This window comes from Streptomyces sp. Tu6071, from assembly GCF_000213055.1.
Lineage (GTDB): Bacteria > Actinomycetota > Actinomycetes > Streptomycetales > Streptomycetaceae > Streptomyces > Streptomyces evansiae.
Map to the genome: position 1 here is coordinate 1,099,009 of NZ_CM001165.1, position 17,364 is coordinate 1,116,372.

Consider the following 17,364-nt stretch of genomic DNA (forward strand, 5'->3'; position numbering starts at 1 on the left):
ACGCGCTGGTCGGGGCGGCCTGCTGGTGGGCGCGGAGCGTGACACGGTATCGCGAGGCGCTCTCCCGGGTCCGTCAGGGCGCGGGTGCGGCGGGGCCTTCGCCGTCGGCGCTCCGGGGGGCGAGCTCAGGCCGTGCGCAGGCAGAAAGGGTGTCCGGCCGGGCTGGCGTAGATGCGGCTACCGGTGCGGGTCTCTGGGGTGATCTCGTCGGTGGGGCGCAGTCGGGTGGCGCCGGCGTCGGTGGCCGTGCGGTCGGCGGTTGCGAGGTCGTCAACGCCGAAGTCGAGGTGTATCTGCTGCGAGGTACCGTCCGGCCAGTTCGGGGCGGTGTGTCCGGGGGCGGACTGAACGACGACCACCGGGAGACCGGGGGCCTGGATGAAGTGGTGGGTCTGCGTGGGGGTGAGGGAGCCTCCTAGCAGCCGGTGCCAGAAGGAGCCTTCCTTCTCGATGTCGGCGGCGTCGATGATCACGGAGGTCAGGGTGATGGGCATGGGGTGTCCTGTTCGTGCTGTCGGTGTTTGCTCAGACGGTCGGGATGATGCCGCCGTCGACGCGGAACTGTGCTCCGGTGAGCCATTTCGCGCGGCTGGAAGCGAGGAAGGCGATCATCTCGGCGACGTCCTCGGGGTCACCGGGGCGGCCCATGGGGACGTTCAGGTGTTCCACGATCTGCCGGGTGATCTCTTCGGTGGTGATGCCTTGCTTCTCGGCCATGTGCTTCAGGTGGGCGGTGGCGCCGTCGGTGACGACGAAGCCGGGAAGGACGCAGACGACGCGCACGCCGTGCGCGCCGACCTCGGTTGCCAGTTCACGGCTGTAGGTGTTGAGCGCGGCCTTGGCGGCCGCGTAGGACGCCTCGGTGCGCTGAGGCAGTTGGCTGGCGATCGAGGAGACGTGCACGACGACGCCGGAGCCCCGCTCGACCATTCCCGGCACCAGGGCCCGGTCCAGGCGCACGGCGCTGAGGAGGTTCATCTCCAGGTCCGCCCTCCAGGATTCGTCCGACCGGCTCAGGGTCGGCGACGGGGCGCTCGCCGCGCCCGCGTTGTTCACGAGCACGTCCACACCGCCCACCTGCTCGACGACGCGGCGGCCGAGTTCGGCCACGCCCTGCTGCGTGGAGAGGTCTGCTGCGAGGAATGTGGCACCGCTGTCCTTCTCGGGCCGGCTGCGAGAGGCCGCCAGCACGGTCGCGCCCGCGGCGACGAAGCGGCGCACGGTCGCCGCGCCCAGGCCGCGGCTGCCGCCGGTGACCAGGACCCGAAGGCCGTCGAGGCTTTTGTCCGTGATGGCCATGGGATGGATCTCTCCTCCGTAAGATGAACCTGACTCCGGAAACGGTACACGCAAACGGAACCGGACTCACCTTATGGAGGTTTTCTTGTCGGCATCACGCCCGCTGCGCGCCGACGCGCGACGCAACCGAGAGGCACTGCTGTCCGCGGCCCGCCAGGCGTTCCTCGGCGGTGACGCCGACGCGCACGTCGAGGACATCGCCCGCAGCGCCGGCGTCGCTGTCGGAACGCTCTACCGCCACTTCGAAACCCGCGACGCGCTGATCGAGGAGGTCTACCGCAAAGAAGTCGACGACCTGTGCACCGCGCCCGGCGTCCTGCTGGACCAACACGCTCCGGAGGAGGCACTGCGACGCTTCCTGCTGCTGCTCGTGGACCACGCGGCGGTGGGCAAGGGGATGGCCGGTGTGCTGGAAAGCATCATGGCGACGGACTCACCGGTCTTCGACGACGCCCGTACGCGGATGGCCGACGCCCTCTCTCTGCTGCTCGAAGCTGGCAGCGCGGCGGGCACCGTCCGCGACGACGTCACAGGGCCCACCCTGTTGCGTGCGCTGGGCGGCGTCTGCGGAATGCGCGCCACGGAGGGCTGGCTGGCAGAGGCCCGGCAGATCACCGCCCTCCTCTTCGACGGCCTGCGACATGGCGCCCCGCAGGCCCTTTGAGCCAGGGCCGCGCGCCGTGCGCCGTCGGCCCGTCACTCCTGGCTGCTCCCGTCCTCGTCCTCGTCCAGTTCGGGCGTGTCCGGTATCGCAGCGGACGCAGGGCGCCGGCGGCCGGGACGCTGGCGGTGAAGCTGTAGCGGCCGAGCAGGTTCAGGTTGCGGTGCTTGAGCGGGGACAGACGGGCAATGTCCTCGTCGCGGATCTCGTGGCCCTCGGCGCGGAGCTGGGCGACGGCGACGTCGAGGTACTTCGTCGTCCACAACACAATGCCGTTGAGGACCAGGCCCGGCACCCATCCGCCCCGCACTGCGGGGGTGAGCCGGGCTCCAGGTCGCCGCCGCCCTTGCCGTCGACATCCGCCCCGCGCTGCGGGGATCTTCCGATGACCAGGTCAGGGCTGTTGGCGCGCAGCCAGTCGGCCCCGCGCTCGCGGAGATCCTCTGCTGTTGGTGGGTGACGGCACGTGCGTACGCGACGACCCCGTGCTCGTGGGGGGCGGTCACTCGGCCTGCTCCAGGCATGATCATGTCGCCTTACGGGATCGCACGACGCGCGGCCCTGTCCGCGCGAGCCCCGCGGCGTGCGGCCGCCTCGATCCCGGCGCTGCTAAGCCGCTCCGCGTCGACGTCCTCGCGCGCCGAGGGTCGGGGCACCTCGTCGGGGAAGGAGCCGAAGGACAAAGCGTGCATTGCCGCCTCCTGGTGCTTCCCGGCGCGGCAATTGGCCTCCAGGACGGCATGGTCGACGCGCTGATCGGGGGCGGTCTGCTGGTGGGCGCGGAGCGTGACACGGTATCGCGAGGCGTTCTCCCGGGTCCGTCAGGGCGCGGGTGCGGCGAGGCCTTCGCCGTCGGCGGTGCGGGGGCCGCGGTGTGGCCCGACGCCGTGTTCGCGGCCTTGAATGATCCGGGCTTGCCGTAGTCGGGTCTCGGTGGCCCGGACCGCCGAGCTTGGCTGCAGGGTCAGGCACCCGGTGTCGGCGTCGTAGCCGACGGCTGCGACGGATCCGGCGAGGTGCGGGTGCGATCGCTGCCAGCGGTCGCGGAGCGTGGCTGCCGCGGCGGGGAGCTCCCAGGCGCGCTCGGCGAGCAGCGCTTTGAGGGCGGCGCCTCGCGCGGGCTCGTACCGCCGCCCAGGCGCGCATCGAGCCCCGCCAAGCGGAGGGCGCACGGCGGGGGCGAGCCGCTGCTCGCCCCCTTCGTACGGCGCGCCCGCGAGCGCCCCGTCGCCCTGTGGACCGCCCGCCCGTATGGCGATCTCGGCGACCGAGCCTTGACCAAGCGCGCCACGGAGCGGGAGCGGCTCGCCGCCGAGGCCGAGCGGACGCCGCCCGCCTCAACCGCAAGCGCGCGAGCTCACCCCCGCAGCGCGGGGAAAACGTGGCGACCCCGTCCGTGCGGGCGGCGAGCATCGGCTCATCCCCGCAGAGCGGGGAAAACATCCGCGCCGTGGTCCCGAGTCGGGAGGCCGCCGGCTCACCCCCGCAGCGCGGGGAAAACGACGACCTCGCCGGGACCGAGGCCGGGCGGGCCGGCTCACCCCCGCAGCGCGGGGAAAACTTCGGGGTCTTGTGTGCCGACGTACAGCGATGCGGCTCACCCCCGCAGCGCGGGGAAAACTTCGGCATGACCAGGTTGAGGTTCTCCAGCGTCGGCTCACCCCCGCAGCGCGGGGAAAACTTCAGGACGGTGCTGTAGCTCAGCTCCCAGATCGGCTCACCCCCGCAGCGCGGGGAAAACGCCTCGTGGCTGTTGGCCTGCGCGTCGAGGGGCGGCTCACCCCCGCAGCGCGGGGAAAACTGGCCCCCACAAGACGACCAATCATGAGGGGGCGGCTCACCCCCGCAGCGCGGGGAAAACCCGGCGAGCATGGCGCCCGTGAGCAGGGTGCTCGGCTCACCCCCGCAGCGCGGGAAAAACTCCCGCGTCTTCCAGCGGCCCTGACTGTGGTCCGGCTCACCCCCGCAGCGCGGGGAAAACGACGCCGGGCACCAGGGCGCCGCCCAGCGGCACGGCTCACCCCCGCAGCGCGGGGAAAACACCGCGATGGGGAACCAGTCCGCGATCGACGGCGGCCCACCCCCGCAGCGCGGGGAAAACCCGTCGCTGAACGCGAACACGGTGGTCGGCGACGGCTCACCCCCGCAGCGCGGGGACGCGACACTGGAGCGGCTCCGCGTCGACCGGCAACTCGAAGAGGTCCTGACCCACGGGCCCGATCCACTCCATCTCGCCGAGGTGTTCGGTCTCGACGAGAAGACAGCGATGCGCTACGCGGACTCCGCACGAGCCTTGCTGAACAGGGCGCTGAACAGCAACTTCGATGAAACCTGCTCGACCAGGACGCACCGTGGAGGGAATCATGGGCGAGTGACGTCGACCGAAGCAGCAGCAATCGCTCTACAGGACCATGCCGCCCTCTGGAGCATGGGGGAAATCCGTGCGAGCGATGTCGTCAATGCCGCCTGTGAGGCGCTCGTCGCCGGACTCGACACCCCCGGCCTTCGAGTCCTCGCCGCCTGCACACGCGCCGAGTCGGACTACGACGTCCACGAGTTGCTTCCTGAGGCACTCAACGAACTCGGCCTCACCTTTTATCCCATCGCCAGCGATGTCGGCCAAGAAGCCGCTGCCCGAGCGCTCGCACGCCGCATGCTCGCGGGTGAGCTGACACCTCGGGAGTTCACAGTCCGCATTCACCAGCGCTACGGACATGAGCTGCCACTGACTGAGCGGCTCGCCGAACTCGATGACGAGTACGACGTCCTCGAATACGGCGACGAAACTGTGGACCACGTTGATGCCGAGGTCATCGCCGAAGCGCGCCGCCTCGCAGCCCACCCCCACGTTCCAGCCGAATCCACGGGCACGCCCAGCTGATGCTCACGGACCGACCGCGAGTTCCCGCCGAACAGGCTTCAGGTTCCCTGAACCCATGGGGCTCCCCGGGTGTGAGTAGTTGCGGTACAGGAAGTGCCGTTGAGATTGATCATGGTCCGGCTGGGTGTCGGGGTGAGCGGGTCGTCCGGCTGCCGGATGCGAACTCGGCGGGGCGGGGGATGTCGTCAGCGTCCTGGAGATCGGCGAAGTCGGCGTGCGCCTGGGCGACGGCTTCGCTGCGCTGGCTGGCTCAGAGCGGGTTGCCCCCGCGCCTGCGGGGATTTTCCGATCCCGCCGTGGTTCCAGGCATGCCTCGGCCTGTTGCCCCCGCGCCTGCGGGGATCCTCCCTCCATGCCCGGTCAACGCCCGACCGTCGACCCCGCGCAGCGGGGATCTTCCGGCCGCAGCCGGCCCGCGCCCCCGCCGCCCATCGTTGGCCCCGCGCCCGCGGGGATCTTCCGGTCTATCAGGTCCAGTGGGCGGCGGCCACCCCGTTGGCCCCGCGCCCGCGGGGATCTTCCTGCCGCTCGGGGCGGCGCGCGCCGGCCGAACCTGTCAGCACCCCGCTCGTGGGATCAGCCGCGCCGTCGAGCGGCTTTCGGGGGTTACGGTGTTGAGGTGGAGGGTCAGACGGCAGACTCCGGCGGTGACCTCAAACACCCCGCGCGCTGCTCGACACGAACCCGCTCCTGCCGACCCTGGTCTCTATCCCGATCTCGTGGCTGCCGGCAGTCTGGCCGCGGCCCTGGAGGTGGCTGCCGCCGAGCAGGGGCTCAACCTCGGCACGGTGCTGAGCGACGATTCGGATCCGCTGCGGACAGCTGGCGTCGCCAGCACGGCTCCTGGCCGGGAAGCCTGCTGGATCTTCATCGGGTCGGAGAGCCGCTGGTTCAACATCAATGGCCTGTGTCGAGGCGTTCAGCTACTCTCGGGCTCGACCTCCGATCTGGGAGAGCTGGCCCGAGCTGCGGCAGGTTGGCGAAAAGGGGCCATGCTCCGCGAGATCGAGGAGGCTGCCCCCTTCATCGAGGTGAGCGAGCTGGCCGAGGCGCATGAGCGCGGTCCAGCCGAAGCAGTCATCGCGCAGTGGCGGCTCCTTTTGGAGGACCTGCGCCAGGAGGCACGCCGGCTCGGCCTCGCCCGCCAGACACTGGCGCTCGCCGAAACGGCTTCGGCCGAACCGAAGTTGCGGCAGTTGTATCCGTTCACCAGCCACTGGTCACTTCACTTCACGACCTGCACCGGATTCCCGTACTCATGGAACGTGCCGTTCGTCGATCCGCTGAGCGACGGTCGCTATCGCGTTTGCGGTCCCTCCCGGGGCACTGTGATCGGCGAGGCCGACACGGCCGAGCACGCGATCGCCTTGGTGGTAGGTGCTCTGAAGGCCGATTGCGGTCCAGCTGTCGCGGGAACCGCCAACGACCTGCGTGATCGGCAAATCGGCCGATCACTCGAGAAGTGAACGCGCCAGTCCTGACCAGCAACTTTCTGCGCTGTCTCAGCCCCTGCCCGCGAGGCCAAGGTGCCAGTTCCGAAACTCGGGCGTTGCGGAACCTCCGCTCATCACCCGAAAGAGTGGGCGCTCTGAGCTGCGAGTCTCACGACGACTGCACAAGTGCAACCCATATGCAGTCGGTGCTGAGATTATGCAGCGGAATCTGAGACCCTACACGGGGCGGGGCTATACCTGAGCCATGTCGATGAAACGGCTGTAGTGCAGCTGCGCCGCCACTGTCAGCTTGGCTGTGGGGCCGTTGCGGTGCTTGGCGACGATAAGGTCGGCCTCGCCCGCGCGAGGGCTCTCCTTCTGTCGGCCCCGCGAGCGCGGGGATCCTCCCTGGCGCAGGCCTTCGAGGGCGTGCGCGGGGGCGTCGGCCCCGCGAGCGCGGGGATCTTCCGTCGGCGACGTTCTTGCGGTCGGCGTCCGACCAGTCGGCCCCGCGCCTGCGGGGATCTTCCGGCGGGCGTGCAGGCCGGTCTGGAGCACATGCAGTTGGACCGCGCTCGGGGGGCGGTCACTCGGCGTGTTCCAGGCATCATCGTGTCGCCTTACCGGATCGCACGACGCGGGGCCCGGTCCGCGCGGGCCCGGCGACGTGCGGCCGCCTCGATCTCGGCACCGGTGCGCCGCTCCGCGTCGACGTCCTCGCGCGCCGAGAGACGGGGCACTTCGTCGGGGAAGGCGCGGTGGGACAGGGCGCGCATCGCGGCCGCCTGGCGCTCGCCGGCGCGGCGGTCGGCCTCGAGGACGTCGTGGTCGATGCGCTGGGCGGGGGCGGCCTGCTGGTGGGCGCGGAGCGCGGTGCGGTATCCGGGTGAGGTGGTCTCCCGCGTCCGTACGGGCGCGGGGCCGGTGCCGGGGGCGAGGATCCGTACAGCCCGGACCACGATGCGGCTCGCTGAGGCGTTCGCGGCCTCAATGACCTGGGCCTGCCGTAGTCGCTCTCGGTGGCCCAGACCGCCGAGCTTGGCCGCAGGGTCAGGCACCCGCTGGCCGCGTCGTAGCCGACGGCGGCGACGGATCCGGCGAGGTCGGGGACGATCGCGGCCCAGCGGTCGCGGAGCGTGGCTCCTGCGGCAGGGAGTTCCCAGGCGCGCTCGGCGAGCAGGGCCTGGAGGGCGGCGCCGAGCCCGAGCGGTTCACGCCCGCCTCGCCGGGCTCCGGTGCGGGTGGAGCGCGGCGTCGTGCTCACGGGGCAGCCGCCGTTCTTCCGCACGGCCTCCATCGCCGCCCGCAACGCGACCCCGGCCAGGTCCGCGCCGCAGGGGGAGTTCTCGGTGCTGCTCATGCGGTCCCCCAGGGGCTCGTGGTGAGGGTGAGGTGGTCGCGGCCGGTCACGCGGTGGACGGTGGCGACGAGCGCGCGGGTGAACAGCCGCTGCGCGGAGTGCTCGCCGTAGCGGGCGATGTGGTCGAGGACGACCTGGTGGTTGTAGATGGCGCGGGCGCGCCAGTTGAGGATCTGCTCACGGGTCAGGTCCTCCGGGACGAGCTCGTCGACGACCTCCTGGACCTGCTGCCCGGCAGGCGCCGCAGCGAGGGCATCCATCCAGGCCGTCACCCCGCTGCAGCCGATGTGTTCCGTGGGGACATCCCGCCAGCTCACGCCCTTGCACAGCACGTAAACGATGCCCCGCAGCGCAGCCCGGTCATCCGCACGCAGCCGGCCGGGATACCGATGCCGCCTGGGCGGCCGAGGAGGCAACAGCGGCACCACGCGTTCCCACAGGTCATCAGGCACAAGATCAGCGGACACCCAACGAATCCTGCCGACACAACACCCAACTGCCAGGCCCTACAGCGAACTTCATTCTGAAACGATCAGTAAGTGCCAGCGGTCGGCGACCTGCACGGCTTGAGGTGCCCCAGTCCTGGCGCCTTCCGCGAAGAACGGGGCACGATCGCGGCAGATGACCTCGATCCCGGGCCGGGCGGCGAGCCCCCCAGCCACGCTGGAGGCTTCCCGGTCGGGCAGCAGACCCACCGGTCGCAGGGTCTCGATATCGATCAGCACGGTGCCGTAGGCGTGGCCCTTGCGAGTGGCGTACTCATCGACGCCGACCACTCGCGGAGACGGGACGTGGGGTTCGGGCAGGGACTTGACCAGGCGCAGGACGGTGCTGCGGCTGACGGACACGCCCAGAAGCGCGGACAGGCGAGCTCCGGCCCGGCCCGCCAGAGCGAGACCCACCGAAGCCAGGGTGGAGCGCAGCCGTTCGGTGCGCTGGCAGTGCTTCCGCGTCAGACCAGGAACCCGCTCGACGAAGGTCCGGCGCGGACACGCCGCGTCCTGACTTGATACCAGGTTCCTGCGCCCCGGCCCGGGGAGCCGGGGCTGGGGCGCATGCCGTCGATGCCCGGCTGGTGCAGGGAAGGTGGCGCGTATACTCGACTGCTCGTCAACTGGACACGGATGGAGTTCAGTTGGAAGTGGGCCGATCGTGGGGGCGATACCGTTGCCAGGGAGTGAGGGGAAGCCGCGGCGGGACGTACCCACACCGGTCGACCTGGCGTTGAGCGTAGCGCGCCGAGGGTGGTCGGACGTCAGCGTCCAGGAGCGACGCACGTTCGCAATCGAACTGCCCCCGAGTGCCACCCCCGGCCATTACGCCGTCACCGGCGTGGCCGATGACCCTCTCAGTGCGCGAGGGGCATTCGCCACGGTCGCACCCAACGGCGCTGTGGTGACGGGGTGGTTTCGTGACCCGTCAGGCGCAGCGAACCCCACGGACGGAGAACTGTTCGCCGTCGAGGCGGCGCTCGATCAGTACACACGGGCCGGATCCCTGCAGCCGCTGCAGCTGCTGGGCCATTCACGGCGCGTCCGAGAGTTGTTGCTCAGGGACGGGCAACACCCGGGTAGCGAGCCCCCACCGACGAGCCGGGAGTTCGCCCGCTCCCTTGAGCTACGGGTCCGGCTGCGCCGGGGTGAGTTGCACGTCCTGGAACGCGGCCAGCCGGAGCGCTACGACAACTCCGCGTCCGGCCTGCTCGCCTGGTCCTCCCTGCTGGCCCGGCTCACCCAACTGCTGGCCATGGCTGGCCAACCCCTGCATGAAGCGGCCGAGTTGTATTCATGGATCGCTGAAGACCCCGTACCGCCCAGCTGGGCGACAGTCCGGAACCGGACGCGTCGGTGGCTCGCCCGGCAGGGGCGCCCGGTGCATGCTCAGATCGCACCGAAAGGGCCGAACGAGACAACTCTGGGCAGCACGTTCGCAGGGCTCGCCGCCTCCGGCACAGCGGCAGACAGTCCGACCGCGAGCTTCGTCTCCTTTGCGGAGGCCGTGCTTGCCGAGGCGCTGCACGCCTACGCCTACCAGCACCCGCATCGCATGACCAATGTGCTGCTGGTTCCACAGGTGCCCGAATCGCTGGCCGCCGATCTGGGGCACGAACGGCTGCGCGCGCTCTGGGCGGACACCCTCGCCGAGTGGGTCTGCCACGCAGGGGTCCGCGGCAATCTCATCGGCCGCGATGACGACGGCTCCGTCACCGCCTCGGATGCCATGCCCTGGGTGGATGTCGCCGACGCCGCACAGTGGCGCTTCGATCAAGTGCGCGAGGGCCTGGACACGCTGATTCGCAATAGCCTCGACACCCACGAGCTACCCGGCCGCCTCACTGTCCACAGACAGGCCCTGCTCTGGCTGGCGCAGCTCCACTCTGCGGAGGCCGGCCGGCTGTGGAAGCTCAACACCACTGCTCCAGAGGAAAACTCAGATATGTTGTCCGATCGGCGCCAGTCGCCTGGCGAACTCGCCGAGACACTGCTCAGCGCCGGACGGGATCTGCCGGGGCCTGCGGACAGCGATCGCTCGGCCGAGCTCCTCGGCCTCGGCGAGCGATCCTTCGCGGCCGCCGTGCTCGACGACGTCTGGGGGCGCCGGACCGAGGACGCCCTGCGCGCTCCAGCGGTCCTGGACCGCTGGATGTCCGAGTTGGAACGGCTGCACCTGCTGCACGCCCCGTCCCTGGGGCCCGGCACGCCGCGCCACCCCGTCGAGTATCTCGCTCCACGTCTCGTCCGGCCGCAGTTATACGGTCAGTTGACGCGGCTGCGCCGCCAGTGGAACCGCCAGCTCATCGCCAAAGTGCGCTGGCGTCATCTGGAAGCCCGCTGGATAATCTCGGAAATGCGGCACCGCAGCCGGGCATTGACGACCAATGTCGTTGCCGCAGAAGCAGCCGTGCTGGGTGACCTGCGCCGCAAGTACCGCACCGAACTGCACAGCATCAAAGCGTCCCTCACCCCGCATGCGGGTCCCAGCGGGCTGTTGCCCAGCGGCACGCCCGAAGCCGGCCACATGCTCACCGAGGCCAGGCACGCCGCCTTGGCCGCAGTGCTCGGAGTAGCGCGGCCAGTCCCCAGAACGGTGGCCGCCCCGGAGGTCGACGACATCAGGTGCGCCGATCTGACTTTGGGGCGCGAACTATCCGTACTCCGGACTCCAGGTACACCGGTGCTCGCGGTCGTGGACGCCGTCGCGGGGGAACGCTATGGCACGTTCGTGCTCATGCCCTCCAAATCCACTGCGATCGCCGGGTACTACAGGCTCAGGCTCGGTGCCGCCAACGGCCCGGACATCGCCTGGCTGGTGGCGCTGCGGGAGGCTGTGCGCATCTTCCCCGAGAACGCAGACCTCGAACTGGCCGTGCTCGACGGCGCCACGCGGCGCCAGATCGAGACCCTGATCGCCCGAGTGCGCATCGCAGCGCCCGACGGAATGCTGCCGCCCTCCGCATGGCCGGTCGGCGCTCAGCCCGCGAACGACCTCCTGGACGCGCTCACCGGACGGGCCGTGCTCTTGGACACCGCGCCCACGGCGCGCCGCTCGACTAAAGCGAGGCGGCTGGCCCAGTTCTTGATCGAGGTGCTCACGTCGCCCGAGGAGCTTCACTCGCCAGAATTGCTCAGCGACCCGCTGGACGTCCTCTCCGAACTGGCCGACGACCGGTCGATCGGCACGATCGGCGCTCTTGTACACCGCTGGGAGAGCGACCTGCGCCGCGCCCGCACCTCGGTGACTCGTCGCGCTCTCGCGGAGCGGGCCGACGCGGCGGCCCAGCCGCGTTCTCAGCCCGGGAGTGTCCGTCCGCATGAGGAAGAGCGCTACCGCACGACTGTCGCCGAGCGTGCGCGGTCCTGGTTGGCGGCCTTCCACTCGGACGAATTCTCCGACCTGCTCGCGGAGCGGCTTGCCGCGGCGGGAGTGTCGCCCGCCCTGGCGTACGCGGCTGACGGCGCCCCGGAGACATGGCTCCCCTGGCTCGTCGAGGAGGGCCACGCATCTGCTGAAACGCCGGAGATCGCCGCGTTGCGCGCGTCGGACGTCGAGACGCTGACACGGGCCGTGGAGGACTTCGCCGCAGGCTTCGCCGGGGCCGGACGTCCACCCGGCAGCAGCCACCCGCTGCTCCACCCCTCAATGCTCAACCGCACCGACCGCACGCTGCGCCGGCTCTACGCGGAGGCGGCCAGGGAAGCCGGGACCACACAGCAGATCGGCGCACCCCGCGCGAGCTCCCCCGGTCGGCGAACGGATCTCGACGCGCTTCGTCTGCCCAGGCTGGCCGAGCGTCTCGAAGGTCTGCACCTCGCCTTCACCCGTTGCAGGATGATCCGTGTCCAGCTCACCCGCCAGATCCATCGCGCAGCGGACGAGCAGGTGACTGCGGAGCACCTGGCACAGGTCCGCGAGGAACTGGCGGCGCAGTACCCGGAACGTCTGGAACAGTTCACGGCGATCCTTCAGGCCACGGCTGACGAAGCAGGGACGGTGAGCACGAAGGACGGGATCGCGAGGCGGGAGGTGTTCAGGGGGCTCCGAGGCGTCAGAACGCTGTGACGACCAACTCGACACGATCCGCGAGTGCGTCTTGACCCTCAATTGTCGCATCGAGCGGCACGCCCACTCGAACCAGATCGGCGAACCTGGCGAGGGGCCGCAGGTCGACGCGTCGGCAATTGCGGAAATCCGTGCTCCTGACTCGCGGCAGGAGGAACCCCGTCTCCATCGGCAGAGTGACCTCTCCGAGGAAAGCGACAGCTGTCACCGTGCCCAAGGGAATGTTCCGGGCAATCAGGGACATCAGAGCGGTATGGTCGGCGGAGAGTTCTTCGACCGCTGGCATGTCGGCCGGCCAGACCAGGTCCTCACACCGGTCAGCTACCACGGACAAGCGTTCCAGCGAGATGCAACGGGACAGACCGGACAGGTCCATGTGAGATTCCGTGACGGCGACATAGAGACTGCGCACCTCGAGTCCGCTGCCGGTCACTGTCGCGAGTTCGACCGCGGACTGGACGGCGACCGCCCGCTCGGGCGAGCGCGCGACCACCGGTGAGATGACCTCCCGGAAGTACTCCGCGGTGTCGAAACGAAACCAGGAGCTGAGGAGCCACGAATCGACCGGTGACTCCTCGAAGGACGCCAGCTTGCCGAGATAGGGAATGGCCTCGTCACCCCCAGCTCTCGACAGCGCTGACGCGAGGTACTCGCGTTCATCCGCGGTGCAAGTCCGTGGATCAGGCAGCAAGCGCAGCACCATCGGCCCGCACTGTGCCAGCGCCAGTGCCTCCTCTTCGGTTTGCGGCGGTATCAGCTGCCTGCGCAGCGCCTCGATCCGCCGGTGGAACTCCGGCTCCAGCTCGATGTACCCGTCGATCGACGACAGCACGAGGAGCGTGATGCGCAGACTCGCCGCCTTGGACCAGAGCTGGTGGTTCTCCTCCTCTAGCAAATACGTGAGTAGCTCTTCGCGACGTGACTGGTCCCCCGTCACGAGGGCCATTCGCAGTACGTCCTCCCACACGTCGTTGTGTGCTTGTTCCTTGAGCCTCTTCATGCGTTTGTTGCGGCCGAGAGCGAGCGCTGCCAGATAGTCCTGGAAGGTGCGGTGAATGAACTCAACACGGTTGTGCTCCGGCGCGCGCAGTACTCCCGAACGGTTCAGGAGATGCCGCAGCACTTGCTGGGGCGTGCCCTGCTCGGCGACCGCCGGATAGCGGGGAAGAATGTCCCTGAAGAAGTCCACCGCGTGCTCGGCCGAGATCTCCGGTAGTTCCTCCTCGACCATGTGCCACGCAATGTGCTGAAGCATGGCGAACGCCGCTTCCTCCGGGAGGTCGATATCCTCCGCGCGCGACACCTTGCGCCAGCGGTCCCGCTCCACGAGCAGCATCTTGAGCGCGTCGTCGTACAGCTGCCGACGCCCGGACGGCAGCGTGCCCTGCCGGCGTTCGTAGAGCGCGCACAGCAGCCCGCACAGCAGTGGGTCCTTGGCGAGCTGACTCAGCTGCGGCGTGCTGTGAATCGCCGCGATCAGCTCCTCGCCCTGCCGGGCGTCCACCCCCGCGGCCTCGTGCCAGCGCCGCACGAACAGGGCGACGTTCTCCCGCCGCATCCGTGTCAGCGAGAACTCGGCGAAGTCATGCGCTTCGAGCCAGTCCACCGGCACTGCGGACGGGCGAGTGGTGACCAGCCAACGGTTGCCCGGATAGGTGGTGAGCATTTGATCAAGCCACTCGCGCGCCGCGGCCCTCTCGGCCTGGGGTACTTCGTCGACGCCATCGACGACCACAATGGCTCGGCCGCCCCTGAGTAAGCGGTCCGCCCAGCCTGCCGGTGCCGGCATGCGGCAGCCGACGGCCTCCACGAGTTGCTCCGGTCCGATCAGCTGGATGGTGCTCCACTTCTTGGGTAATTTGCGCAGCTGCAACAGGAAGGGCACTTTCGCCTTAAACTCTTCCTTTTCCAGGGTGAGTTCCTGCTGGCGCGCCACGGTCACCACGAGCCAGTGGGCGAGGGTTGTCTTCCCCGAGCCGGCCGCGCCACGTAGAAGCACCCGTTCATTCCCGAGGAGGACGGTCGCTGTGTCTTGTAGCCGCCCGATGGGTGCGCCACCAGGGCCTGTGGCATATCCGGCGTCAGCTTCCAGGGTCAGATAGGCGGTGTCGAGCTGCCAGATCTTCTGCTCGAATTCGGCAGGAAGCCCCATGATCTGGATTCGGTTGAACCATTTGGCGGCCCAGTTCGCGTAACGCTCCTCGAAGTCGATGTCGTCACCGGCCTCCGTCCTCCTGGTGGCTCTGAGTTCCTCGGTGAGAGCGTGAACGCCGTTTTGGAGATGCGAGACGCGGCTCACTGTCTCGATGTGCGCGCGCGCCTCGAACCCCGGCAACGTAGTGAAATGCGCGAGCAGATCGCGGCAGACCAGGACAGCCAGACTCTCGAACCACGGCTCAAGTCGGTCAGGCAGCTCGACGTGTCCCCCCGCGTCCCACAGTCGCCGCGCGAAGCGTGTCTCGTTCATGTCGTATGCGAACGCTTCGTCGATGGTGAGATCACCCAGAGCGTGCAGTCGCACGGCGAGAGCCGCGGCGAGGGCATCCTGTCCCTCGACCAGAGCAGGTGATCCTCCCCTTCCCTGCGCGGCCACGGCCTTCGCGACGATCTCCTTGCACACCTTCTCCACCTGCGCCGAAGACAGCCGGCCTTCCTGCCCCAGGAAGGTGGACAGGCTGCGCAGCCGTACCGGCTTGTTCCCGTACGCGGCCGGAGGGACAGAGGTACTGACCAGCTTCCGCACGATCGGCACCAACACACCTTTTGCCAACCTCAGTTCGGTAATCCCCGCATCCACCCGTGGGCTCCCCTCCGATGCGCGCTCCTCGTGGCAACCAGGGTAGTCGTGAGGTGAGAAGGATGTGAAGCGCCCCTTTTTCGCCGGACCGAGAGCGTTTGCGCGACGGCCACCCCGCTGAGTGATGGTGGCCTCGGCGTACAAGGCGTCCGTGCCCGCGAGTCAGCAACTCGGCCTCTCAACTCCGAAGCACAAGTGTTTCGTTTCCTCGCGCCGCTCGCGCCCTCGGCATCGGCATCGGCATCGGCATCGGCATCACCGTTGACCTCGCCGACTATCTCCACATCTCCACCCGCACCACCGCCGCTCTCCTCCCGCACACCCCACTCCTGCCCGCCACCGTCCAAGGATGGACCGAACCGGCCTCGGCCCACCCCGGCGCCTTCACCCCACCGCCCCGGCAGACGCCCCACCCGTCTTCCTCGGCCCCTTCGACACAACCTCATCTTCAACCGCCCCCGCATCCACCGCCTCTTCGGCTTCACCCTCACCCTGGAGACCTACAAACCCGCCGCAAAACGCGAGCACGGCTACAATGTCTGCCCCCTCCTCCACCACGACCAGCTCATCGCCCGAGCAGACCTCACCCCCGCACCACACACACCGTCACGATCGCCCAGGCAAGAACCAAAACCGACGCGCCCGGGAACGTCAGCGCTCTCATCCACGAAGCTCTGCAACACCTCACCCACGCCGCACAGTGAAGCTCCGCCATCTTGAAGTGGCTGCGCAGCAGGGTGGCATGGCGGTGCATCGGGCTGCCCGTGCTGGTCGTGGGCGGCAGTCCGCCGTGTAGATCGTCTGGCAGGGCAATCTTTGCGGATTCCCGCTCCTCGTCGCCGGTACCGCTCCTACGATCCGGCGCATGACGGACCCCGAGGTGCTGGAGCGGATCGCCGCACGACGAGCGGAGCGCTCGCCGTGGCCGAGCGAGTACTGCAGCGGATGAGCGAGCAGATCGCCGAGGAGCAGGCGGTGGTTGGGTCGCAGGCCACCCACGTGACGGACCGGGCGGTACGCCTGGTGCCGGACCGCGCGCCGGGGCTGGAGGAGTCCGCACTGCCGCCGGAATACCAGCGCATCCTGGCCGCCGTGCGGCAGGCCTAGGGCCCGGTGGCGACCCGGCAGGTCGGCGAGGCGCTGGGCCTGGACACCGGGGTGCGGGGCAAGCTGGAACCACCGTGCGGGAAGCGGACGAAGCTGGCCGACCGCGGCTGGCTGCACAAGCGCCCCGATGGCCGGTTCGTCCTGCGCCCGTGACCTTGAAGGCCGCACACTGCGGTACTGCAGGGGCGCGACTATCCGTAACCGCAGTTATCACGGCAGCTGTTGGAATTGTGTGAAGAAAACCAAAGAGCGCGCCGGGGACACCGTCTTCCTTGTCTACCAGTGCCGCCTGCCGCTGTCCAAACACACCATCACCCACCTCGCGGACCTACTGCGACGGCATCTGAAGGCGATCGGATCCAGGTGGCGGGCGCTGCCGCCCTGCGGCACGCCCAGCGCCTGGCCGACATGGCCGGCGGCAACGACATCTCCGCCACCAGCGTACGGCGCTGGCGCGACGAGCTGACCGCCCTGCTCGCCGTCCAGGCCCCGCGTCTGGACCGCGCCCTGAAGAAGATCGCCAAGCGGGGCGGGGAGATCGTCCTCATCGACGGCACCCTCATCCCCACCCAGCGCGCCGCACCGGCAAGGCGAACCGGCCGAACTACTCCGGCAAGCACCACCGCCACGGCCTGCGCGCCCTCGCCCTCACCGACGAAAACGGCCGCCTGATCTGGATCTCCGCTGCCCGGCCCGGCCGCACCCACGACATCACCGCCGCCCGCCGCGATCACATCCTCGACCATCTCCGCGCCGCCGGCCTCGGCACCCTGGCCGACCTCGGCTTCCTGGGCCTGGACGACGATCCGGACGACCCCGTGGTCGTCACCGGCTTCAAAGCCACCCGCGCCCGCAAGCTCAACCCTGCCGAGAAACAAGCCAACCGGGTGCTGGCCGCCGGACGCGTCCCCGTCGAACGCGGCTTCGCCCACCTGAAGAACCGGCGGATCCTCACCAAGCTCCGCACCTACCCCGCCCGCGCCACCCACCTGTTTCGCGCGCTGCTCGTCCTGACGAACATCGAGGTCACTACCGACAATTGATCTCTACCGCAGGCAGCCCACGATCAGCACATGCCCCGGAACAGCGTCACCGGGCCGGGATCGGCCGAGTGAGGTTCACCGGGTTGCCGTCGGGGTCCTGGATGTGGGCGACGCGCCGTCCCCACGGCATGTCGTTGGGGCCGCTGCGAACCGAGCCGCCCAGTGCCTCCACCCGGCCGAGCGTCTCGTCCACGTCGAGGTGGCGGCGGTGCGGGCTCGGGGC

The 17,364-nt window shown here is 69.4% G+C and carries 13 protein-coding genes, 4 pseudogenes and 1 CRISPR repeat array; of the genes and pseudogenes, 7 read left to right on the forward strand and 10 right to left on the reverse strand.

Annotated features, from left to right (window positions below):
• Positions 1 to 125: 125 nt before the first annotated feature.
• Both STTU_RS04620 and STTU_RS04625 read right to left on the reverse strand, forming a co-directional pair.
• Positions 126 to 494 (reverse strand): VOC family protein, encoded by a 369-nt coding sequence (locus STTU_RS04620; protein ID WP_007820285.1) that lies wholly within the window; start codon positions 492 to 494, stop codon positions 126 to 128.
• Positions 495 to 525: 31 nt separating this feature from the next.
• Positions 526 to 1,299 (reverse strand): oxidoreductase, encoded by a 774-nt coding sequence (locus tag STTU_RS04625; RefSeq protein WP_007820287.1) that lies wholly within the window; start codon positions 1,297 to 1,299, stop codon positions 526 to 528.
• Between the two features lie 85 nt (positions 1,300 to 1,384).
• Here STTU_RS04625 and STTU_RS04630 point away from each other — a divergent pair, with 85 nt between their 5' ends.
• A complete protein-coding gene (locus STTU_RS04630; RefSeq protein ID WP_043257074.1) occupies positions 1,385 to 1,963 on the forward strand; it encodes a TetR/AcrR family transcriptional regulator in 579 nt (192 codons plus the stop codon).
• Between the two features lie 32 nt (positions 1,964 to 1,995).
• Here STTU_RS04630 and STTU_RS32710 read toward each other — a convergent pair.
• Positions 1,996 to 2,249, reverse strand: a pseudogene (locus tag STTU_RS32710) (Tn3 family transposase); the annotation flags it as partial.
• Positions 2,250 to 3,313: 1,064 nt separating this feature from the next.
• A CRISPR array of direct repeats spans positions 3,314 to 4,121; the repeat unit is 28 nt; unit sequence CGGCTCACCCCCGCAGCGCGGGGAAAAC.
• Between the two features lie 210 nt (positions 4,122 to 4,331).
• Here STTU_RS32710 and STTU_RS32720 point away from each other — a divergent pair.
• Together STTU_RS32720 and STTU_RS04645 are read left to right on the forward strand one after the other, a co-directional pair.
• Positions 4,332 to 4,841: a hypothetical protein gene (locus STTU_RS32720; protein ID WP_106432194.1), complete on the forward strand. Its 510-nt coding sequence runs from the start codon at positions 4,332 to 4,334 to the stop codon at positions 4,839 to 4,841.
• Positions 4,842 to 5,488: 647 nt separating this feature from the next.
• Positions 5,489 to 6,307 carry a DUF6193 family natural product biosynthesis protein gene (locus STTU_RS04645; RefSeq protein ID WP_007820297.1) on the forward strand — a complete coding sequence of 273 codons (819 nt, stop codon included), beginning with the start codon at positions 5,489 to 5,491 and terminating at the stop codon, positions 6,305 to 6,307.
• Positions 6,308 to 6,894: 587 nt separating this feature from the next.
• Here the strand turns inward: STTU_RS04645 and STTU_RS35200 are convergent.
• The 5 genes and pseudogenes from STTU_RS35200 to STTU_RS04665 all read right to left on the reverse strand — a co-directional run bounded on the left by STTU_RS35200 (position 6,895) and on the right by STTU_RS04665 (position 8,536).
• Complete coding sequence (locus STTU_RS35200; protein WP_007820298.1) at positions 6,895 to 7,332, reverse strand: hypothetical protein; 438 nt, start codon at positions 7,330 to 7,332, stop codon at positions 6,895 to 6,897.
• Positions 7,332 to 7,634, reverse strand: a pseudogene (locus tag STTU_RS35205) (DUF721 domain-containing protein); the annotation flags it as partial. The pseudogene STTU_RS35205 and the gene STTU_RS35200, both read right to left, overlap by 1 nt.
• Positions 7,631 to 7,894 (reverse strand): hypothetical protein, encoded by a 264-nt coding sequence (locus tag STTU_RS35210; protein WP_007820299.1) that lies wholly within the window; start codon positions 7,892 to 7,894, stop codon positions 7,631 to 7,633. The pseudogene STTU_RS35205 and the gene STTU_RS35210, both read right to left, overlap by 4 nt.
• Positions 7,895 to 8,101, reverse strand: a pseudogene (locus STTU_RS35215) (transposase); the annotation flags it as partial.
• Between the two features lie 51 nt (positions 8,102 to 8,152).
• Positions 8,153 to 8,536 (reverse strand): transposase, encoded by a 384-nt coding sequence (locus STTU_RS04665; RefSeq protein ID WP_234019147.1) that lies wholly within the window; start codon positions 8,534 to 8,536, stop codon positions 8,153 to 8,155.
• 430 nt (positions 8,537 to 8,966) lie between these two features.
• Here STTU_RS04665 and STTU_RS04670 point away from each other — a divergent pair, with 430 nt between their 5' ends.
• Entirely contained in the window at positions 8,967 to 12,194 is a 3,228-nt protein-coding gene (locus STTU_RS04670) for a hypothetical protein (RefSeq protein ID WP_158678784.1), read from the forward strand.
• On the opposite strand, the gene STTU_RS04675 is transcribed toward STTU_RS04670, so the two are convergent.
• Positions 12,181 to 14,991: an NACHT domain-containing protein gene (locus tag STTU_RS04675; protein ID WP_007820302.1), complete on the reverse strand. Its 2,811-nt coding sequence runs from the start codon at positions 14,989 to 14,991 to the stop codon at positions 12,181 to 12,183. The two genes, STTU_RS04670 and STTU_RS04675, sit on opposite strands and share 14 nt — an antisense overlap.
• 945 nt (positions 14,992 to 15,936) lie before the next feature.
• On the opposite strand from STTU_RS04675, the gene STTU_RS35220 reads away from it, so the two are divergent.
• The 3 genes from STTU_RS35220 (at position 15,937) to STTU_RS32730 (ending at position 17,141) form a co-directional block, all read left to right on the forward strand.
• Positions 15,937 to 16,098 carry a hypothetical protein gene (locus STTU_RS35220; RefSeq protein ID WP_234019148.1) on the forward strand — a complete coding sequence of 54 codons (162 nt, stop codon included), beginning with the start codon at positions 15,937 to 15,939 and terminating at the stop codon, positions 16,096 to 16,098.
• 6 nt (positions 16,099 to 16,104) lie between these two features.
• On the forward strand, positions 16,105 to 16,251 hold the full coding sequence (locus tag STTU_RS35225) for a hypothetical protein (protein ID WP_007820311.1): 147 nt from the start codon (positions 16,105 to 16,107) through the stop codon (positions 16,249 to 16,251).
• Between the two features lie 296 nt (positions 16,252 to 16,547).
• On the forward strand, positions 16,548 to 17,141 hold the full coding sequence (locus tag STTU_RS32730; protein ID WP_234019361.1) for a transposase family protein: 594 nt from the start codon (positions 16,548 to 16,550) through the stop codon (positions 17,139 to 17,141).
• A 46-nt stretch (positions 17,142 to 17,187) separates the two neighbouring features.
• Here STTU_RS32730 and STTU_RS04700 read toward each other — a convergent pair.
• Positions 17,188 to 17,337: pseudogene (locus STTU_RS04700) on the reverse strand (VOC family protein); the annotation flags it as partial.
• Positions 17,338 to 17,364 lie beyond the last annotated feature (27 nt).

Coding starts and splice junctions, on each gene's coding strand:
- STTU_RS35210 (WP_007820299.1), bottom strand. CDS start 7,894: ATGGATGCCCTCGCTGCGGCGCCTGCCGGGCAGCAGGTCCAGGAGGTC.
- STTU_RS35220 (WP_234019148.1), top strand. CDS start 15,937: ATGAGCGAGCAGATCGCCGAGGAGCAGGCGGTGGTTGGGTCGCAGGCC.
- STTU_RS04620 (WP_007820285.1), bottom strand. CDS start 494: ATGCCCATCACCCTGACCTCCGTGATCATCGACGCCGCCGACATCGAG.
- STTU_RS04625 (WP_007820287.1), bottom strand. CDS start 1,299: ATGGCCATCACGGACAAAAGCCTCGACGGCCTTCGGGTCCTGGTCACC.